Origin of the sequence: Mesorhizobium sp. LSHC412B00, assembly GCF_000503035.1 — a bacterium.
GTDB lineage: Bacteria > Pseudomonadota > Alphaproteobacteria > Rhizobiales > Rhizobiaceae > Mesorhizobium.
In genome coordinates this window covers 333,990-350,524 of sequence record NZ_AYWB01000001.1, presented here as the reverse complement: position 1 = coordinate 350,524, position 16,535 = coordinate 333,990, and the positions used below count along the sequence as shown (strand labels likewise).

The 16,535-nt window shown below is 65.2% G+C and carries 13 protein-coding genes and 1 pseudogene; 6 read left to right on the top strand and 8 right to left on the bottom strand.

The genetic code is table 11. The annotated features are described in order from the left end of the window. Positions 1–67: 67 nt before the first annotated feature. The gene (locus X757_RS162830) at positions 68–2,098 is read right to left on the bottom strand and encodes a transcriptional regulator (protein ID WP_050593898.1); all 2,031 of its coding nucleotides are present in this window, start codon (positions 2,096–2,098) and stop codon (positions 68–70) included. Positions 2,099–2,300: 202 nt separating this feature from the next. Between X757_RS162830 and X757_RS162835 the strand changes: the two genes are divergently transcribed. Together X757_RS162835 and X757_RS162840 are read left to right on the top strand one after the other, a co-directional pair. Continuing rightward, positions 2,301–3,386, top strand: coding sequence for a PLP-dependent cysteine synthase family protein (locus X757_RS162835; RefSeq protein WP_023724977.1), 1,086 nt, complete (start codon positions 2,301–2,303; stop codon positions 3,384–3,386). Between the two features lie 19 nt (positions 3,387–3,405). Further along, a complete protein-coding gene (locus X757_RS162840; protein ID WP_023724976.1) occupies positions 3,406–4,875 on the top strand; it encodes an aspartate aminotransferase family protein in 1,470 nt (489 codons plus the stop codon). A gap of 27 nt (positions 4,876–4,902) precedes the next feature. On the opposite strand, the gene X757_RS162845 is transcribed toward X757_RS162840, so the two are convergent. The 3 genes from X757_RS162845 to X757_RS162855 all read right to left on the bottom strand — a co-directional run bounded on the left by X757_RS162845 (position 4,903) and on the right by X757_RS162855 (position 7,523). Further along, a complete protein-coding gene (locus X757_RS162845) occupies positions 4,903–5,307 on the bottom strand; it encodes a YciI family protein (RefSeq protein WP_023724975.1) in 405 nt (134 codons plus the stop codon). A 93-nt stretch (positions 5,308–5,400) separates the two neighbouring features. Beyond that, the gene (locus X757_RS162850) at positions 5,401–6,810 is read right to left on the bottom strand and encodes an ATP-binding protein (protein WP_023670001.1); all 1,410 of its coding nucleotides are present in this window, start codon (positions 6,808–6,810) and stop codon (positions 5,401–5,403) included. Beyond that, a complete protein-coding gene (locus X757_RS162855; protein WP_023670002.1) occupies positions 6,807–7,523 on the bottom strand; it encodes a response regulator in 717 nt (238 codons plus the stop codon). The genes X757_RS162850 and X757_RS162855 overlap by 4 nt, the downstream gene beginning before the upstream one ends. A gap of 258 nt (positions 7,524–7,781) precedes the next feature. On the opposite strand from X757_RS162855, the gene X757_RS162860 reads away from it, so the two are divergent. The 4 genes from X757_RS162860 (at position 7,782) to clpS (ending at position 9,295) form a co-directional block, all read left to right on the top strand. Further along, the gene (locus tag X757_RS162860; protein WP_023705925.1) at positions 7,782–8,084 is read left to right on the top strand and encodes a hypothetical protein; all 303 of its coding nucleotides are present in this window, start codon (positions 7,782–7,784) and stop codon (positions 8,082–8,084) included. Between the two features lie 39 nt (positions 8,085–8,123). Next, positions 8,124–8,354: a hypothetical protein gene (locus X757_RS162865; RefSeq protein WP_023670004.1), complete on the top strand. Its 231-nt coding sequence runs from the start codon at positions 8,124–8,126 to the stop codon at positions 8,352–8,354. Between the two features lie 154 nt (positions 8,355–8,508). Further along, positions 8,509–8,856, top strand: a complete 348-nt coding sequence (locus X757_RS162870) for a hypothetical protein (RefSeq protein ID WP_023724974.1) — start codon at positions 8,509–8,511, stop codon at positions 8,854–8,856. Positions 8,857–8,989: 133 nt separating this feature from the next. Then, complete coding sequence (gene clpS, locus X757_RS162875) at positions 8,990–9,295, top strand: ATP-dependent Clp protease adapter ClpS (protein ID WP_023670006.1); 306 nt, start codon at positions 8,990–8,992, stop codon at positions 9,293–9,295. 121 nt (positions 9,296–9,416) lie between these two features. On the opposite strand, the pseudogene X757_RS01000000164410 reads toward clpS, so the two are convergent. The 4 genes and pseudogenes from X757_RS01000000164410 to X757_RS162890 form a co-directional block, all read right to left on the bottom strand. Continuing rightward, a pseudogene (locus X757_RS01000000164410) lies at positions 9,417–11,577 on the bottom strand (hypothetical protein). Positions 11,578–11,784: 207 nt separating this feature from the next. Next, a complete protein-coding gene (locus X757_RS162880) occupies positions 11,785–14,610 on the bottom strand; it encodes a DUF4159 domain-containing protein (RefSeq protein WP_023724973.1) in 2,826 nt (941 codons plus the stop codon). Beyond that, the gene (locus X757_RS162885) at positions 14,607–15,521 is read right to left on the bottom strand and encodes a DUF58 domain-containing protein (RefSeq protein ID WP_023724972.1); all 915 of its coding nucleotides are present in this window, start codon (positions 15,519–15,521) and stop codon (positions 14,607–14,609) included. Before X757_RS162885 ends, X757_RS162880 begins: the two co-directional genes overlap by 4 nt. After that, positions 15,521–16,525, bottom strand: coding sequence for a MoxR family ATPase (locus X757_RS162890; protein ID WP_023670009.1), 1,005 nt, complete (start codon positions 16,523–16,525; stop codon positions 15,521–15,523). Before X757_RS162890 ends, X757_RS162885 begins: the two co-directional genes overlap by 1 nt. Positions 16,526–16,535 lie beyond the last annotated feature (10 nt).

The following is a 16,535-nucleotide window of genomic DNA, read 5'->3' as shown; positions in this document are numbered from 1 at the left end:
ATGATCTAACCCTTTGTTGGAGCATGATCTTTTCCAAAAACCGGTACCCACTTTTTGGGATCATGCTCTAAGCCAGACCGATGCGCGTGGCGCCGAGCTTGAACAGGGCTGTGGCATCCCGGTCGAAGCGGAAGGTGTCGATGAAGTCGTCGGCTCGGTAATCCGGAAGCGTCTTGCGGATGGCGGCGGCGAAGTTTTTCGCCTCGTCCAGCCGCCCAGCCAACGCCAGGCAGTGGGCGGCGATCGACAGGATGATGACATGTGCGTTGGGGCGGGCGGCCGCCTTCAGCGCCCATTCGGCCGCCTCGTCGAACTGGCCGAGGCGGACATGCGCCATGGCGCGTGCGCCCAGCATGCCGAACAGCATCGGGTCGAACGGCGACAGATGGCGCGAATGATCCGACGATCCGATCGCCGCGTGCGGGTCGCCCGACTGCGAATGCACGAAGGACAGCGCATAGTGGCCAAGCGCGAAGTTCGGGCTGAGGTCGACGGCTCTTTGCAGTTCTAGCACGGACGCATCACCCTCGCCGCGCAGCCACAGCGCCCGGCCCATCGCCCAGTGCGCGGCGGGATTATGATCGTCGACCAAAACGCTCTGGCCGGCCGCCTCAAAGGCAAGCGCGCTGTCCTGGTCGCGGTCGCCCCAGCGCTGGAAGGCGCTCTGCCAATGGGTGAAGGACAGGCCGGCATAGGCGCGGGTAAAGGTCGGATCCTGCTGCAGTGCGATGCCGAAGAAATGCCTGGCCTGCTCGTTTTCGCTGCGGGTGAAGCGATACATATGCCAGAGTCCTCGATGGTAGGCCTCCCAGGCATTGAGCGAATTGGGCGCCTTCAGCATGGCGCGGTTGCGCTCGACCATCTCTATCTCGGATGAGACAGAGGCCACGATGCTGTTGCCGATATCGTCGAGGACAATGAAGATGTCCTCGGCCTTGCGCTCGAAGGTCTCGGCCCAGACGATCCTGGCCGTGCGAACCTCGACAAGCTCGACAGTGACGATCAGGCGACCCGTCGCGCTGCGCACCGTGCCGGTGGCGACATAGTCGACATTCAGCCTTCGGCCGGCATCTTCCGGCGCGATGTTCCTTTCCGCCAGCGCAAAGACCGAGCCCCGGGCGATGACAAAGAAGTCCCTGAGCTTGGCGAGGCGGGTAATGATGTCGTGGGTCAAGCCATCGGCCAGCCCGCCACGAACGCCGCTACCGGCGTCTTCGGCAAATGGCATCACGGCCAGCGAAGCCTTGTGCGGCGTCGCGGCTTCTGAACCGGCAAGCATGACTGACGCCTGGTTCGGCCCGGGCGGAGCTGCCGGTTGTGCCGGCAAAATCGCGCAGGGCCGTTCGCTGCGGATGGACAGCCACGCCTCGCGCACCGGGCCGAAATCCAGCTCTTCCGACTGGAACAACTGCGCCGCAGCGGCAAGATGGTCTTCGCAGGCGCCGAACTGGCCGCGCCGCGCCAGCCTCACCAGGAGTGCGACATGGGCGCTGCTGTCGAACGGGGTCAGTTCCAGCCATTTTTCGAGATGGGCGGAGACGGCTTCGGAATCGGCCGGCAGCGTCTTGACCAAATGTTCCAGTATAGCAGCTTGGCAGGAACCGAAACGGCGGCGCTGCGCGGTCAGCCAGCTGTTGAAGAGAGGGCTGCGGTCGATCTCCAGCCCTTCGAGGAAGTCGCCGACGAACAGGTCGGAGAGCAACTGCAGTCGCGTCGGCTCGAGCGTTTCAATGCCTGCGGCAGCCGCCGCCGCGACATCCAGAACGTCGACTGAGATGCCGTCGAGATCGAGCGCGATCGTATCGCCCGATGTTTCGATCCTGCGGCGGCCCGGTTCGTCGAGCGCGGCCCGCAGCTTGCTCAGGCACCAGCGCAGCTCACCCCTGGGATCATTTGGAACATCCCACAGCAACTCGCAGAGCTTGCCACGTCCGACCGGATGGGGCGCCAGCGCCAGATAGGCCAGCAGCGCGCACAGCTTGCGCGATGCCGGCAAGACCACCGGGACGCCGTCGCGCGCAATTGTCGGCGGCCCAAACAGGCGCACGACAACACCTTGATGGCTGCTCGCCAGGCTCGATTCCACGCCAGATACCACGCCTGCTCCCACGCTGACCTGCCGGCCCCTGCTTTACCACCGAGCACGACAAAGTGCACCCGGCTGGCAAAATTTGTGCGCCGAATGTGGTGTTTACCACACTGCCGCACGTCAAGGACCTGTAGTGCGGCAAGGTGTCGAAATCTCGCCGCTCAAACCGCCGGTGTGTAACCGGCCCGTGAGCAAGAACCAGGAGTCTACCATGTTGCATCAGCAGAAAATCAGAACCACGGCCGGCCGCGGCCGCCTGTTCGACAGCATTCTCGACACCATCGGCGACACGCCGGTCATCCGCGTCAATAATCTCGGACCGGCGCACGCCACCATCTACGTCAAGGCCGAGTTCTTCAATCCGGCTGCGTCGGTGAAGGACCGGCTGGCGCTCAACATCATCGAGGAAGGTGAACGCACCGGCGCGCTCAAGCCGGGACAGACCATCGTCGAGGCGACCAGCGGCAACACGGGCATCGGTCTTGCCATGGTCTGTGCGCAGAAGGGCTACAAGCTGGTGGTGACGATGGCCGACAGTTTCTCGGTCGAGCGCCGCAAGCTGATGCGGATGCTGGGCGCCAAGGTGGTGCTGACGCCGCGCGCCGAGAAAGGCTTCGGCATGTACAAGAAGGCGGTGGAACTGGCCGAAGCCAATGGCTGGTTCCTGGCCCGCCAGTTCGAGACCAAGGCCAACGCCGACATCCATGAAGCAACTACGGGACGCGAGATCGTCAACGATTTCGCCGGCTCGCGGCTCGACTATTTCGTCACCGGCTACGGCACCGGCGGCACCGTCGCCGGCGTGGCGCGGGTGCTGCGCCGCGAGCGGCCTGAGACCCGGATCGTGCTCACCGAACCGGCCAACGCGCAGCTTGTCGGCAGCGGCAAGCCGCAGATGCGTGGCGCCGGCGGAGCGCCGGCCGCCAGCCATCCGGCTTTCGAACCGCACCCGATCCAGGGCTGGACGCCGGATTTCATCCCGCACGTCCTGCAGGAGGCCATCGATGGCAACTTCTATGACGAGGTGATGCCGATCGCCGGGCCGGAGGGCATGAAATGGGCCAAGGCGCTGGCGCAGCAGGAAGGCATCTTCACCGGCATTTCCGGCGGTTCGGCTTTTGCCGTGGCGCGCCAGATCGCCGGCACGGCACCGGCCGGATCGGTGATCCTGTGCATGCTTCCCGATACCGGTGAACGCTACATGACCACGCCTTTGTTCGACGGCATCGAGGCCGAGATGAATGCGGAAGAGCTTGCTCTCTCGCTCTCGACGCCCGGTTGCCAGTTCCCGGCATGATGACGCGGGAGCAAATTGCATGGACGCGATGCCTGTCACCTCGGCTGCCGAGGAAACGCTTGACCCCTCGGACTGGGCCGATGTGCAAAGCCTGTCGCATCGGATCGTTGACGATGCCGTCGCTTACCTGCGCGATGTCAGGCAACGGCCGGTGTGGCAGGAGATGCCTGGAGATGTGAGGCATTTCTTCACCGCCTCGCTGCCGCAATCGCCGACCCCGCTTGCCGACATCTATGGCGATGTCGTGGACAAGGTGATGCTCTATCCGATGGGCAACATCCATCCGCGCTTCTGGTCCTGGTATATGGGGTCGAGCAATTTTACCGGCGCGATCGGCGATTTCCTGGCGGCAATCCAGGGCTCCAATCTCGGCGGCGGCAACCATGCCGCCGCCCTGATGGACGGCCAGGTGGTCGACTGGTGCAAGCAGATGATGGGCATGCCGGCTTCGGCCAGCGGCACGCTGGTCAGCGGCGGTTCGATGGCCAACATCATCGGGCTGACCGTGGCGCGCAACACCAAGGCCGGCATCGACGTGCGCGAGCACGGCGTTGGAGCAATCGAAAAGCCGTTGCGTTTCTATGGCTCGGACCAGGTCCATTCCTGTCACCGCAAGGGAATGGAAGCGCTCGGCCTCGGCAACAAGGCGCTGCGGCGCATTGCCAGCGACGCCGGACTTCGCATCGACATCGAAGCTTTGCGGGCGGCGATATCGGAAGATCGCGCGGCCGGGTTCAAGCCGGCCTGCATCATCGGCAATGCCGGCACTGTCAACACCGGCGCCATCGACGATCTGCAGGCGCTGGCCAAGCTGGCGCATGAGGAGGATCTCTGGTTCCATGTCGACGGCTGCATCGGCGCGCTGATCGCGATCGCGCCCGAGAATGCGCGTCGTGTCGCCGGCATCGAATGGGCCGATTCCATCGCGCTCGACCCCCACAAATGGCTGCACGCTCCGTTCGAGGCAGGCTGCGCGCTGGTCAGGGATGCCTCGGCGCATCGCAAGACCTTCGCGGTGACGCCGGAATATCTGGAATCGACACCGCGCGGCCTCGCCTCCGGCCAATGGCTGCACGATTACGGTCTGCAGACGACACGCGGCTTCAAGGCGCTGAAAGTGTGGATGGCGCTGCGGGAACACGGCGTCGAAAAATTCGGCCGTCTGATCGACCAGAACATTGCGCAGGGGCAGTATCTCTCAGGCCTGATCGAGGCTCAACCGGCGCTCGAACTGACAGCGCCGACCAGCATCAACATCGTCTGCTTCCGCTATCGCGCGGAAGGGCTCGATGGCGAGCGCTCGAAGGCGCTCAACACCGAGATCATGCTGAGGCTGCAGGAAGAAGGCATCGCCGCCATTTCCGATACCACGGTGCAAGGCCAGCATTGCCTGAGGGTGGCGATCAACAACCACCGGACCCGGCGCGAGGATCTCGACCTTCTCGTCGCCGAAACGGTCCGCCTGGGCAACGAGATCGCTTCTGCCTGACCGGCCATGGGGTAGGGCAAGCGGCTCTCAGCCGCTGGCGGCCTCCTGGAAATCGCCCTTCGTCACGGGGAACGCCAGGCCGGGAAGGTAAAATGTGATCGGCCGGATCTCGTACACCGCCGAGGGGTTCACGCGGCGCAAGTCGCGCGCAGCCGCAATCGCCGCCTCCTGCGTGGCGCAGTCGAGGACATAAAGACCCAGCAATTGTTCCTTGGTCTCGGCAAACGGCCCGTCGATGACGATGCCGTCTCCCGGACCACGCAGCGTGACGGCGTCGGCGGTCGCGCCCAGTCTTACCGCCGGCCCGAGCTTGCCTTCGCGGGTCAATCTGGCATTGACCTCGAGCAGGTCGTGCATCAGCGCCGCGTCCTGCTGCGGCGTCAGGGACTGGATGGTCTGTTCGACGTGATAGGCCAGGATGGCGTAAAGCATGCGGCGATCTCCTCCTGTTCGAGCGGCCGCACTATTGCAAGGTTGGGTTGGTTGATCCACCCCCGGTGCCCATCGAGACGCTAGTCTGCTGCCTCATGCCGCCAGCGGCAGGCTGAGCTCCGTCAGCAGGCCGCCGCGAGGATGGTTGGACAGGTTGACATCGCCGCCGGCGGCACGCGCAATGTTGCGGGCAATGGTCAGGCCTAGCCCGAGACCGCCGGTCTGGCGGTTGCGCGATTGCTCCAGCCGCACGAAGGAACCGAACACCTGGTCGAGCTGCGCCTGCGGTATGCCCGGCCCCTCGTCGCGGATAACCAGCGTGACCGTGCCGTCCGACTGCCGCAGGCTGACATGGGCTTTCTTGCCGTAGGTCACGGCATTCTGGACCAGATTGTTGACGCAGCGCTTGAGCGCCACCGGCCGCGCCATGCAGATCATGCCACGCGGCCTGGCGCCGTCATGGTCGAACGTGACGTCCTCGAAACTGTCGGCGATCGATTCCACCAGCGACCAGAAATCGATCCGCTCGCTCTTCTCCTCGGTGACTTCGAAGGTGGCGAAGTCGATGACGGAGCTGGCAATGCTCTCGATGTCGGCGAGGTCGTGGGCGAGCGCCTCGCGCGCCGTCGATCTGCGCAACAGCTCGAGGCGCAGCCGCATGCGGGTCAGCGGAGTGCGCAGATCGTGGGCGAGCGCGGCGGCCAGATGTTCGCGGTCCTCGACATAGTCGCGCAGCCTCACCTGCATGGCGTTGACGGCTTTGGCCGCGGCGCGGATTTCGCGGCTGCCGGTCTCGGCGATCGGCGGGCTCTTCAGGTCCGTGCCGATCCGGTTGACCGCCGTTTCCATCATCCGATAGGGCGCCGTCAGCCGGCGCAGCGACCAGATCGACATGATCACCACCAGGGCCGCGATCAGCGAATAGAGCGGCAGGCTGTCGAAGCTCAATATCGGTCCGACCGGCGTGTTGGGCTCGGTGAAATTCAGCCATTGGCCGTCGGCGAAGCGGACAGAGGCCGTCAGCTTGTCGCTTTGGGCGAAGCTGGCCGCCAGCGATAACAGGTCGCGCTCCACCGCGCCAACATCCTTGGTCACGGCCACACCGCCAGGCGCGTTGGCTGCCTGGGTTGCCGGATCGCGCCGGACGCGGGCGTCGGTGATGCCGAATTTCGACAGCCGCCCGACCAGGATGTCCTCGAGCTCGGCCAGTTCGTCGTCGCCGGCGATCGACGAGGTGACCGCGGGCGTGTCCGAAACAGTGAGCGCATAGGTGGCGTTGAACAGACCGGAGGCCGTCAGCTTGCGCTGCTCCGGCGTGTCGTCATGCATCAGCTGCACCAGCGAATAGGCGCGGTCGTTAAGCCGGTAGAGATCGACCTCGTCATTGGCGACGGCACGATCGCGCGAGACGATGTAGAGCGTGGCGACCTGGCTGATCAGCAGGCCGGCAATGACGATGAGCAAAACCCAGACCGGCAGGGTTTGCGGCAGGAAACGTCTCATTCGGAGGTGGTCTCGGGCAGGAACTGGTAGCCGCCGCTGCGCACAGTCAGGATCAGTTTCGGCGTCTTGGGGTCGTCTTCCATCTTGCGCCTGAGACGGCTGACCAGGATGTCGATGCTGCGGTCGAAGGAATAGTCGCTGTCACCGCCGGAAAGCTCGATGAGCTGGTCACGGGTGAGGACGCGCTGCGCGCTTTTGACGAAGGTCTGCAACAGGTTGAACTCCGCCATCGTCAGTTCGACCCTGACGTCGCCCGGCGCCATCAGCCGGCGGCGCGAGCAGTCCATCGTCCAGCCGGCAAAATGATAGATCTGCTTGGTGGTGGCCCGCTTCGGCTCGGCAGCACCATTGCGCCTCAAAACGGCGCGGATACGGGCCAGCAGCTCGCGCGGATCGAAGGGTTTGGGCACATAGTCGTCGGCGCCCATTTCCAGGCCGACGACGCGGTCGGTGGTCTCGGTCACCGCCGTCAGCATGATGATCGGCGTCGAGTAGCTGGCGCGCAGGTCGCGGCAGAGCTCCAGCCCGCTCTTTCCTGGCAGCATCACATCAAGCACGATCAGGTCTACCTGCGTGCGGCGCAGTATGTCTTCCATCTCGACGCCGTCGGCGGCAACCGTGGTGCGCAGGCCGCGCTTCTGGAAGAATTCCTGAAGCAGGTCGCGAATGCCCTTGTCGTCGTCGACGATCAGTATGTGCGCATCGGATTTCACGGCGATCCTGTCATTGCTGGCGGCCCGTCGGCGGCTGCCTTCTGAGTCTGCTTCTGTGGCGTCACCCACACGATAGAATTCTGGCCACATGTTGGCGAGCGGCGATGATCGCCCGCAAAGCCGATTTGCCAGAAACAGTCCAGAAACAAAATTCTATAGTCCGGAAAAACTCCCGAAAAGAATCAAGGGCATAAAGGGTGCCGTGGCGGTCAGGACATCGGCTGCGACGCTAAGTCTCCGGAGTAACGGACATTACCGATGCACAGGTTCACGATCAGCTTGATGGGTGCGCTGCTCAGCATTCCGCTCGTCACAGCCGCGATCGGAGCCACAACCGCAAAGGTGACGCCGATCACAAGGAGCGAGCGCTGCATCGATCTCAATCGCCAGGTAGACGAAGCCCTCGAAACCCATGCCGCGGCAACGCAGGTCACCGCGGCGAAAGCACTGCAAAGAAAGGGAAACCGGTTCTGCGCCAACAAGAAACAGGCACAGGGTATCCGGATGCTCGCGAACGCTTTGAAGCTGCTTGGAGTGACACCGATCGACCCGGTTCAGTGACACTCGAAACTCGACCCGCACAAAGAAGGAAATGAAGCCATGAAAAAGTCCATCCTCTCCGCCACCGGTCTCGCCGTCGCTCTCGCTTTCGCAATGCCGGCTCTGGGCAATGCCGCTGCCACCACGACCGCTGCTCCGGCTGCTTCCACGACCACCGCTCCGGCGACCACGACCGCCAAGCCCCCGGTGAAGAAGGTCGTCGCCAAGAAGCCCGTCAAGAAGCACAAGAAGGCGAAGAAGGTCGTCAAGACGGACGCCCCGAAGGCCTGATCCAGACAGCCAACAGGTTTGTCTGTAACAAGGCCGCTCCAGCACCCCCCGGCTGGAGCGGCCTTGTCGTGTGAGAGCATGATTACCCGTTGATGGGTGCCGGCCACCCAGGACTTTAACCCGTTTGCAATGCCGGTCCGGTAGGATAGCCCGCATGAAGAAGCGGCTTTCATCCATTCTGCGCTCGATGGCCATCGGCGGCCTTGTGGCCTCGGCCATGGTCAGGGTGCTGGTCCAGTTCACCGCCAGCCCGGTGCCCGATCCGGTGAGCGGGCGCACGGAGCCGTCGCTGTTTGCACCGGCAATCTCCAGCAGCTGGCAATACATCACACCATGGCAAAGCCTGCTGCTGACCGTGATCACCGGCGCGGCGCTGGCCTGCTTCTTCGGCTGGCTCGCGGTCGCCTGGGTCGAATACAAGGCGGCCGGATCAAGGCCGGATGCGGCATCCAGCGCACGGCAATTCCAGGCTCGTCGCGTCGCCGATCGCCAGGGCCGTTGAACCGCAGCGTACACTTCCTAAATTTGTGAACGGCAGCACTTCCGGGAAGCCGGTTTGGCGCGCCGATCAAAATGGACGACGGCTTTCCCCCATGACAAAGTGAGAGCGACCCCTCGCGCGATACCGGTTCCCGATGCCTGAAATCAGTTCCAAACCCCGCACCAAGACCAAGCCGCGGACCGAGCGGCCGAAGCTCTACAAGGTCATCCTCATCAATGACGATTTTACGCCGCGCGAATTCGTGGTGACGGTGCTGAAGGGCGAGTTCAAGCTCAGCGAAGACCAGGCTAACCGGGTGATGATCACCGCGCACCGGCTCGGCGTTTGCGTCGTTGCCGTCTTCACGAGGGATGTCGCCGAGACCAAGGCGACACGGGCCGTCGACGCGGCCAAGGCCAAGGGGTACCCGCTGCTGTTTACGACGGAGCCGGAGGAGTAAGTTGAGCGTCTTTCTCCCCGTATAGTGACGGGGAGAAGGGATTCCTTACCTTCCCTCCCGGTACCACATCGCGCCCATGGCCAGCAGNTCTCCCCGTATAGTGACGGGGAGAAGGGATTCCTTACCTTCCCTCCCGGTACCACATCGCGCCCATGGCCAGCAGCAGCAGGCAAAGGCCGAGGAAGCCGCCGAACAGGGGTACGCGCGAGACGGCTTTGAGCACGCTGTCGTCGGTGCTGCGCAGGCCGATCCAGTCTGCGCCCGAGGCCGCACCGGAGGCGCGGACCGGGACGATGGAGGGCAGGGCGACACTGCCGGTGAGCTGGCCAAGGGTGGAGGAGGCCGCCAGCCGGCGCACGCTGCCGCCGGTGGCCTCAGTCGGAGCCTTCAACCGGTCCTCGGTAGAGACGACGTCGGAGAATTCCGGCGCGTTGACCGGGCCGACATGGGCGAGTGCGGTCAGGTCACCATTGCCGATCTGGTAGAGGCCGATCTCCTTGGTCTCGATGCTGCCCAGGAAAACGCCGGGTTCGGACTTCTCCAGCTTGACGATCAGCGCCTTGCCCGAAGGGGTGATCACCTGCGCCGGGCCGGGATCGTCGCTCATCGTCTGGCGGCGGATTTCCAGCATCATGCCGCGGCCGTCGGCAGTCAGCCGCTCTTCCTCGAGTTCAGGTTCCTTCATCAGCCAGTGGGCGATGCGGCGGTAAAGCTGGACATGCGGGCCGCCACCCTCGAAGCCGCGCGCCCATAGCCAGCCCTGATCGGACAGAAGCATGCCGACGCGGCCTTCGCCCTTATGATCGAGCAGAAGCAGCGGGCGGTTGTCGGCGCCCTTCATCACCACTTCGCCTTCGGGGTTCTGCACGCCGATGGTGCGGAACCAGCGGCTCCAGCGCGGCGGCTCGGTCGCCGAGCCGTCGAGGCCGCGCGTCACCGGATGGCGCTGGCCGAGATCGGTGAGGCGCGGATAGAAGGCCTTGTCGATGACTTCGCCGGTCGGCATTGCCGGCAGCGACGACATTAGCGGGGTGCGGGCGATCGAGGCGTCGCCGGCATATTCCGGCCCGGCGGCGATCAGCAGCGCGCCGCCCTTTTCGACATATTCGGAGATGTAGTCGTAATAGAGGATCGGCAGCACGTCGCGGTGCTGGTAGCGGTCGAAGATGATGAGATCGAAATCCTTGATCTTCTCGACGAACAACTCGCGGGTCGGGAAGGCGATCAGCGACAGTTCGTTGATCGGCGTGCCGTCCTGCTTTTCCGGCGGCCGCAAAATGGTGAAATGGACGAGATCGACCGAGGCGTCGGATTTCAGCAGATTGCGCCACGTGCGCTCGCCGGCATGCGGTTCGCCGGAAACCAAAAGCACGCGCAAGTTCTCGCGGATGCCGTCGATCAGCGCGATGGCGCGGTTGTTGGCGTCGGTCAGTTCGCCCGGCTCGCGGTCGATGGAGAGTTCGACGATGTTGCGGCCGGCGCCGGGGATGGTCACCTGCAGCGGCATCGCCTGGCCGATGGTCGCCTCTTCGACCGCGACCTGCTCGCCATTGACCGAGACGCGGACATCGACCGGGCCGGTTTCGCCGTCGGTGGCGATGACGCGGTAGGTCATGTCGAGCGGCTTGCCGACGAGGCCGAAGCGCGGCGCGTTCTCGAAGCGGATGCGGCGGTCCTTCTCGTGCTCGTTGCCGGTGATCAGCGCGTGCAGCGGCGCATTGAAGTCGGGGGCGGCCGGCGCGTCATGCACCTCGCCATCGGTGATCATGATGGCGCCACCGATGCGCGAGGGCGGCACGTCGCGGAAGGCGCCTTCAAGCGCTGCAAAAAGCTTGGTCTCGNATGATGGCGCCACCGATGCGCGAGGGCGGCACGTCGCGGAAGGCGCCTTCAAGCGCTGCAAAAAGCTTGGTCTCGGTGCGCTCGTCGGCGGCTTCCGACTTGCCGGCCGCGACGACGCGGACGTCGAACTGCTTGAAGCGGCCAAGGCGCTGCTGCAAACCGGCAAGCGCTTCGTCGGTCTGTTTGGTCCGGTCGCCGATATCCTGGCTCTGGCTGCGGTCGACGATGACGGCAACGACGCTCTTCAGCGCCTCGCGCTCCTCATCCAGGAAAACCGGATTGAGGAGTGCTGCGCCCAGCGCAATCAGCGCCGCGATGCGGAAGATCGCGCCGCGCTGGCGAAACCACAAGCCGACAGCCGCCAGCACCAGCAGCGGTGCGAGCACCAAAGCCAGCAAGGGCCAGGACAGCAGCGGTTCGAAGGAAATCGACCAGTTCATCGTTTACCCTCCCCCTTGTGGGGAGGGTCGATCCGCGTAGCGGAGCGGGGTGGGGGTAGGCGACAGAGCGCTAGCGCTGCACCCCCACCCCGGCTCACTGTCTTCGCTTCGCTGCGGCAGCGAGCCGACCCTCCCCACAAGGAGGAGGGTGAGGCTGCGCCGCCGGCGCCAGACAGGATCGAGACGAAATTAGCCAATACCGCCATTCTACTGCCCCAGCCGTTCGAGCAGGATCGGCACGTGCACCTGGTCGGATTTGTAGTTGCCGGTCAGCATGTACATCATGATGTTGACGCCGGCGCGCAGCGCATAGATGCGCTGCATCGGATCCGATGGCACGGTCGGCAAAAGCGGGTCACCATTCTCGTCGACGGCCCAGGCGCCGGCAAAATCATTGGCGGTGATCAGGATCGGCGAGACGCCGTCGCCGACGCGTACCGGCCGATTCTCGGCATTGCTGGCCTCGAGCGAGGCTTCCACCCAGAGCGGGCTGCCGGAGAAGCGGCCGGGAAATTCGGGCAGGATGAAGAAGGATTTGGTCAGCACATGGTCGGCGGGCACCGGCTCCAGCGGCGGCACGTTGAGATTGCCGAGAATGTCGCGCAACCGTTCCGTCGCCGGGCTCGCCGAATCCGCACCGATGCCGTTGGCGAACTGGTCGCGCGTGTCGAACAGCACCGTGCCGCCCTGCTGCATATAGGCGTCGATGCGGGCGATCGCGGCTTGGCTCGGCATCGGCGCGGAGGGATCGATCGGCCAGTAGATCAGCGGATAAAAGGAAAGCTCGTCCTTCGAGATATCGACGCCCGCCGGCGCGCCCGGCTCGAGCGCGGTCTTCTCGATCAGGAAGCGGGTCAAGCCTTCGAGCCCTGCGCGGCTGATCGAATCGTCACCGGGCACACCGGTCAGCACATAGGCGATGCGGGTCTTGGCAATGTCCTCGATAGCGGCGGCATCGCCGGGCTTGGCGTCGTCGGCGCGGGCGAGGTCGGCATGGCCAAACAGCATGCCGAGGCCAAGCAGCAGCGCAGCCGTCGTTGCCGCGGCCGATCGGGCGCGGCGCGGTCGGCGCGACATCAGCCCGCCCATCCAGAACACCGCCAGCGTGTCGAGCAGCATAAGCACAAGGGCCCCTGTGACCAGCGATCCCTTGAGGTCGCGCGATTCATCGAAAGCGTACTGGATATTGGTCACCGGCACTGTGAATTGCGGGCGCACCAGCGGCGCGAAGGCGGTGGCCGGGTCGAGCAGATTGTGGGCGAAAACGCCGGTTTCCGAGCCGTAGAGGCCGGGCGGGTTCTCGAACGTCACCGGCAGCGTGCCGGCGCCGGGGACCAGCGGTCGCGCATCCGGCGTCGGCGGCACCAAAGTGCCGTCGGCGGCTATCATGCGATAAGGCGCCAGCGACGTAGCAGCGGCTTCGGCGTTGGCAACCGCCGCACCCTGGTTGCGCGACAACTGCACGATGCGCCGCAGCATCTCGACGAAGCTGCCGGAGATCGGCAGCGTCGACCATGTCGCTTCCGGGGTGATGTGGAACAGAACCAGCGTGCCCTTGCCCTTCTTCAACCCGGTCACCAGCGGGGTGCCATCGGCAAGGGTTGCCCAGGTGCGTTCGACGATGTCCGGCGTCGGTTCGGCCAACACCTGCCGGCTCACCGTGACCTCGGCCGGCGGTGCGAGGTCGGCGAACGGGCCGTTCTTCGGGAATTCGGTCACCGCTTGCGGCGTCGTCCATGACAGCGCGCCGCCAAGCGAGCGCTCGCCGGTGCGCAGCCTGACCGGCAACAGATCATCGTCATTGCCGGCGGCGGCCAGCCGCGAACCGGCAAAGCGCACCAGCGTGCCGCCATTGTCGACCCAGTCGCCCAGCCGCTGATGGACCTGCGGCGGAATGGTACCGATATCGGCCATGACGATCATCGCCGGCTTCTGGTCGAGAAGCTGCGGGATGGCGTCGGCGAGATCGACGCTCGACGGTTCGACCAGATCGGCGAAAGGCTGCAGCGCGCGCCTGATGTAATAGAGCGGCGACAGAAGCGGCTGCGCCTGGTCGGCCTCGGCCTGCGATAAAAGTCCGACGCGGCGGCGCTTGGAGCTTTCGTCGAGCACGCGCACCGCACCTGCCTGGCGTTCGCCGTCGAGCGCGATCGAGGCGAAGTCGTTGCGCAGTTCGAACGGCACCGCCATCGTGCCGGTGGCGGTAGTCTCACCCGGCGCGAAGGTCAGCGTCGCGTCGGCGATGCGGCGGCCCTTATCGTCGAAGGCGCCGGCGGTGACTTGTGCCGGCGCCGGATCGCCGGGCGCGCGGATGGCGGTCAGGGCGAAGCCGTCGACCTGATTTTCGGCGCCAGTGAGCCCAGTCAGCGCCAGCCGGTCGGAATTGGCCCAGACGACACGGGCGGCGTTTTTCGACAGCAGTGTGTTGAAGGCGGCCTCGTCGCCCTTTGCCGCAAGGCCGTCGGCGAGAACGGCAACGCTGGCGCCGGGCAAGGTTTCCAGCACGCCGGCGACGCGGGCATAGACAGCGGGTCGGTCGGTCGGGATCGGCCTCGGCTTGGCGGCGCGCAGCCGGTCGAGGGCAGCCGCCGCATCGAAGGGGCCGATCTCGGCGTTCGGCTTTTCGGCGGTGAAGGCGATGACGACCGGTACGCCGTTCGAACCGGCATCGGCGATCAGCCGCTGGGCGGTGGCGACGCGCTTGCCCCAGTCGGCAGCACTCGCCCAGTCATTGTCGATGACGAGCGCCAGGGCGGCGCCCTCGGCCGGCAATTTTTCGCGCGGATTGAAAACGGGTTCGGCTAATGCCGCGACGACAAGGGCTGCCATCAACAGCCGCAGCAGCGTCAGCCACCACGGGCTCTGCTGCGGCGTTTCCTCGCGCTTCAGCACGCGAGCGAGGATCTTCAGCGGCGGAAAGATTTCGGACTGCGGCTTGGGCGGTGTGAGCCTGAGCAGCCACCAGATCACCGGCAGCGCCAGCAGGCCCCACAACACCATGGGAGCGCCAAAGGAGAGCGGCAGCCAGCTCATGCGCCGGCCTTTCCCACGAATGCGCCATCGGCGGTCATCGCCATGTGGATGCGCACCAACGCCTCGGAAGCGAGGCGGTCGGTGTGGTTGACGGTGTAGCTCCAGCCGAGGCGCTTGCACCAGCTGGCCAACTCCTGGCGGCGGGCGGTGTAGAGCAAGCGGTATTCGTCGCCGAGCATTTCGGCGCGGCCGGCGGTCAGCTTGTCGCCGGTCTCGGGATCGGTGAATTCGGTGCGGCCGGCATAGGGAAAGGTCTCCTCCGCCGGATCGGCAACCTCGATCAGATGCGCACGCACGCCATGCCGCGCCAGCACATCGAGCCATTCCATGGTCTCCTCGACCGGGTCGAGGAAATCGCTGACGACGACGATGTCGCAGAAGCGGCGGATGGCGGACAGGTCAGGCTTTGCCGGCGGGTCGGCGGCGTGCATCAATTGCGCCGCGATGCGCTCGGCGCCGTTGCGGGCGGTGAACGGATCGGTCAGGCCGGGCCAGGCGATGCGCTCGCCGCTGCGAGATAGCAATTCGGCCATGGCCAGTGCCAGCACCAGCGCGCGCGATTCCTTGGAAACGCTGACGCCAGTCGATTTGTAGAGCATGGAGGGCGATGGGTCGGCCCAAAGCCACACCGTGTGGGCTGCTTCCCATTCGCGGTCGCGCACATAGGTGTGGTCGTCGCGGGCCGAACGGCGCCAGTCGATGCGCGAGGAATCGCCTTCGACATAGGGGCGGAACTGCCAGAAATTCTCGCCGATGCCGCGCTTGCGGCGGCCATGCCAGCCGGCAATTACCGTGTTGACGATACGGCGCGCCTCGACCAGCAGGTCCGGCACCAGCGAAGCCCGCAACCGGCCCCTGGCGAGCGCGTCGCGCGTCGCTGCCGGTGCCTGGACTTCGCCGATACGCGCCATCAGATTCCTTTGGCCAGTTTCGCTACCACGTCGCGCACGGTCGTGCCCTCGGCGCGGGCGGCAAAGGTCAGCGCCATGCGGTGCTGCAGCACCGGTTCGGCCAGCGCGCGGATGTCGTCCACCGACGGCGCCAGCCGCCCGTCATAAAGCGCGCGCGCACGGGCGCACAGCGTCAGCGCCTGGCTGGCGCGCGGGCCGGGACCCCAGGCGACATGCTTGTCGGTCTCGGCATTGCCCTGGCCGGGACGCGCCGAACGCACCAGTTTGAGGATGGCGTCGACGACGCTTTCGGGCACCGGCATACGGCGGATCAGCGTCTGGATTTCCCTCAGCCGCGCCGGCTGCAGGACGTTTTGCGCCTTGGCGTCCTCGATGCCGGTGGTTTCGAGCAGAATGCGCCGCTCGGCCTCGATTTCGGGATAAAGGATGTCGACCTGCATCAGGAAGCGGTCGAGCTGCGCTTCGGGCAGGGGATAGGTGCCTTCCTGCTCCAGCGGGTTTTGCGTCGCCAGTACATGGAAGGGTGCGGGCAGGTCGTGGCGAATGCCGGCGATGGTGACGTGATATTCCTGCATCGCCTGCAGCAGCGCCGACTGGGTGCGCGGCGAGGCGCGGTTGATCTCGTCGGCCATCAGCAATTGCGCGAAGATCGGGCCGGAGATGAAGCGGAAGGAGCGCTTGCCGGCCTCGTCCTGTTCCATCACCTCTGAGCCGAGAATGTCCGACGGCATCAGGTCGGGTGTGAACTGGATGCGGCGCGAATCGAGGCCGAGCACGACACCGAGCGTTTCGACCAGCTTGGTCTTGGCAAGGCCGGGCACGCCGACCAGCAGCGCATGGCCGCCGGCAAGCAGCGCCACCAGCGTGCGCTCGACCACCACTTCCTGGCCGAAAATGACGCGGCCGACGCCGTCGCGCACCCTGGAAATATCGGCCAGCGCCGTCTCGGCCTGGGCGATCATGTCCTTTTCGCTGATTGGGCTTTCCTTGACCATTACGCTCATGCCGCATCGA